Consider the following 3,008-nt stretch of genomic DNA (forward strand, 5'->3'; position numbering starts at 1 on the left):
ACCGTCGCAAGGAGAGCGATCAGCAAGAGAATCTCCACCGACAGCTTGGGTACCAGACGCATCGCCGGCGTGGACGGGATGTTCTCGAACGTGAAGAGCGCGTTGAAGTAGAGAAAGAACCCGAGCGGCAGCAGAATGCGTTTCACTTCCGCTGGGCCTCGAGCTCGATGATGAGCTCGACCTCGTCGCCCACGAGCCCATCCGCGAGCCCGTAGCTCATGCCGTAGTCGCTGCGGTCGAAGCTTCCTCGCGCCGATAATCCCACCACGTAAGGATTTCCCGGAAGCGGCGACACCGCGCTCCGGTTCCAGGCGACGTCGAGCGAAATAGGCCTGGTGACGCCGATCAGCGTGAGGTTGCCTCGGAGCTCGCCCTTGCCGCCGGTCAGCACCGTCCCCTCGGACACGAAGGTCATTTCCGGGTACTCTTCCACGTTCAGAAAATCTGCGCTCCTCAAATGACGGTCGCGCGGCTCGACGGTCGTGTCGACGCTGGCCGTCTTCACGACGACGCGAACGTTCGAGAGCTTCCCCGTCGTTTCGTCGAAATCGAAGGTTCCTTCGGCCTCGGTGAAACGACCGAACACCTTCGCGAACCCGACGTGCCCGACGAGAAACCCGATCGTCAGGTGCTGAGGGTCGATGACGTAGTGTCGGGGCTCCGCGTGAAGCGAGCCCGCCAAGAGCATTATCAGAATGATGCTCGGCCACCGCATGGTCTTCTATGATATCCCGCGTTTCTCGTAGACTCGGAAACGATATTTGACCAGCCCTCGTTTCAAGCATTGTCGAAGCGCATTTCCACCACGAAGAGCCTGAAAACCTGGACTCTTCGGCCGAGAGCAGCGGGCGAAAGCGACGAGGAGGCGGATCGCCCGATCCCGCGGCCGGTCGATCTCGAGAAAAGGCGTCAGGTCCCGATCCGACAAGAACAGAAGCCCTTGCTCCTCTGCCAGCCGATCGACCTGCTCGATGGGGAGAAGCGAGGAAACGTGCCAGCCCGAGCGAAACTCTCGAACCCAATAGTCTTCGGAACTCCCGGTCAAGAAGTCGTCACAGATTGCGAGCCGTCCTCCCCTGCCGAGGGCGCGGGCGACACGCTCGAAGAAAGCGCGCGCGTCCGATGCGTGGGCGAACGATTCGATCGCGTAGGCGATCTCCACCGGGCTCGGCAGCTCGTCGCGACAGAAATCACCCAATCGGATGGAAAGACTGGGTGGAGCAAGATCCGCCTGAACGGCGCTCGTCGTGATTCCCAATCCCTCGACGTCGCAATGGGCGAGGAGGTAGGCAAGACTCGACCCGACTCCGCAACCGAGGTCGAGGATGCGCCTCGCACCGACCGCCCCAATCTCACGGCGCACGAGCTCGTGCACGAAATGAAACGCTTCGTCGCGCGTCGAAACGCCGGCCCCCCAGACGGCGCGATGAATCGCACCCGTGGCACGGCCCTGGCCGCGCGCGAGAAAGCGGCCGGTGTTCTCGTCGTAGTATCGGCCGACGTCGGCGCTCATGCTCCGGGGACCACGACCTGAAGGCCCAGCAGCAGCTCCGCGGTTACGTACAGCCATGCATCGCTCGGAATCCGCCAGGTCCGGTCCGCGTTCGAAACGAGGAACATGTAGAAAGGCCCGACGGCGTCGTGACGGTCGAGCGCGATGGCCAGGTGGACGAGTGGCGCCCAGGCCTCGATGCCCGGCCTCTTGTTGCGGGCGACCTCGCCGGTGCGTCCGTAGTAGGCACCCTTCAAGTCGGGCATCCGTTCCAGACAGAAATCGAGCACCCGTGCGGCGACATCAGGCCGGCCCTTCACCGCCCGGGCGGCCACGCCCGCCGCATTGGACACTTGAACCGCGTCGTTGGGAGAGAAGACGACGAGCCGCTCATCGTCGAAGAGCGTCGCCATCTCTGGCTGAACGACATCGTACAGGAGACCCGTCGGCGTTTGCGCCCGCTCGATGAGCGCATAGGATCGCTCGGCGAGCTCCTGCAAGCGCGGGTCTCCGGTCCGTTCCGCGACCTCGGCGACGAAATCGGGGGCGTAGTCCACCAGGAAGGAGTTCGTGGCGAAGCTCCGGGTGCCGAGGTTGAAGTAATTGCGGATCATCCAGACGCCTTGCTCTTCGGCTTCGTGACGGCGGTAGCCGTCGAGAATGGTGAGCGCCCACTGCCGATCTTCGGGGTTGCCGAAGCTCTCTGCGCCTCGCCATAGCCCCTCGGCGAGGCGGAGCGCTTCCGTCGTACCCGACGCGTCGGGCACAATCCCATCGCAATAACGCCACACGACGAACCCCCGGGTGAAGTCGTCGTCGTCTCGGTCCAGGACGAGGTGTTCGAGAGCGAACCCGCGAAGATGCTCGTACATCTGGGCGTCCTTCTCGCGGGCGGCGAATATCATGAGAAGGCCCACGTCGACACCGTAGACGTAACCATCGGTGCGGGCGAGCTCGCCCGAGAGCACCCTCTCGCGAGCGAGAGCATGAAGCTCTTCTTTCACGCGGCGGGCGCCCGCGGGCTCGTCCATGGAGGCCGGGGAGCAGGCCGGCAACCCGACGAGAAGCAGTGCTGCCCTGGCGTTCATTCCGCCGCGGACTATAGCAAAGGGCGCCGCCGGTTGGCATGACTCACACGGGCCCGAGTAGAACCAAGCCTTCCAGGGTAGAATGGATCGTGGCGACCAAGATCAGCAACCGATCGCGAAAGGACGACACTCGCGACCTCGTCGCCGAGCGTCTGTTCGAAGCCGAGGCCTTCTACCGCGACTTCGAAGAAGTGACACCCTTCGAGTTCATCCCTTCGTGAAATGCTTCGACTCCTTCGAGGAATTCGAGCGTTGGAAGCGTGCCCAAAGCAACCCCTGGTACCGATAAACGGATCAAGATCTGGCAGACATCGAAATCCTCCGCGGCATCGCCGGGAGTAACGACAGTCCGCGCTGATTGACTTGCACCGTTAGCCTGCCTACGATCTTACGTTCATGGCGGACGCCTCGGTCGACTGGTGCCGTAC

Annotated in this window: 4 protein-coding genes; 1 reads left to right on the forward strand and 3 read right to left on the reverse strand. The window is 63.1% G+C overall.

Annotated elements, in window-relative coordinates; all coding sequences use genetic code 11:
- Positions 1 to 142: 142 nt before the first annotated feature.
- From VEK15_22085 to VEK15_22095, 3 genes are read right to left on the reverse strand one after another with little or no spacing between them, the layout of a single operon-like run.
- Complete coding sequence (locus tag VEK15_22085; protein ID HXV63406.1) at positions 143 to 715, reverse strand: YceI family protein; 573 nt, start codon at positions 713 to 715, stop codon at positions 143 to 145.
- 6 nt (positions 716 to 721) lie between these two features.
- Positions 722 to 1,513, reverse strand: coding sequence for a methyltransferase domain-containing protein (locus VEK15_22090; protein HXV63407.1), 792 nt, complete (start codon positions 1,511 to 1,513; stop codon positions 722 to 724).
- The gene (locus VEK15_22095; GenBank protein HXV63408.1) at positions 1,510 to 2,580 is read right to left on the reverse strand and encodes a hypothetical protein; all 1,071 of its coding nucleotides are present in this window, start codon (positions 2,578 to 2,580) and stop codon (positions 1,510 to 1,512) included. Before VEK15_22095 ends, VEK15_22090 begins: the two co-directional genes overlap by 4 nt.
- 89 nt (positions 2,581 to 2,669) lie before the next feature.
- On the opposite strand from VEK15_22095, the gene VEK15_22100 reads away from it, so the two are divergent.
- Positions 2,670 to 2,801, forward strand: a complete 132-nt coding sequence (locus tag VEK15_22100) for a hypothetical protein (protein HXV63409.1) — start codon at positions 2,670 to 2,672, stop codon at positions 2,799 to 2,801.
- Positions 2,802 to 3,008: the final 207 nt, after the last annotated feature.

It is taken from the genome of Vicinamibacteria bacterium, from assembly GCA_035620555.1.
GTDB lineage: Bacteria > Acidobacteriota > Vicinamibacteria > Marinacidobacterales > SMYC01 > DASPGQ01.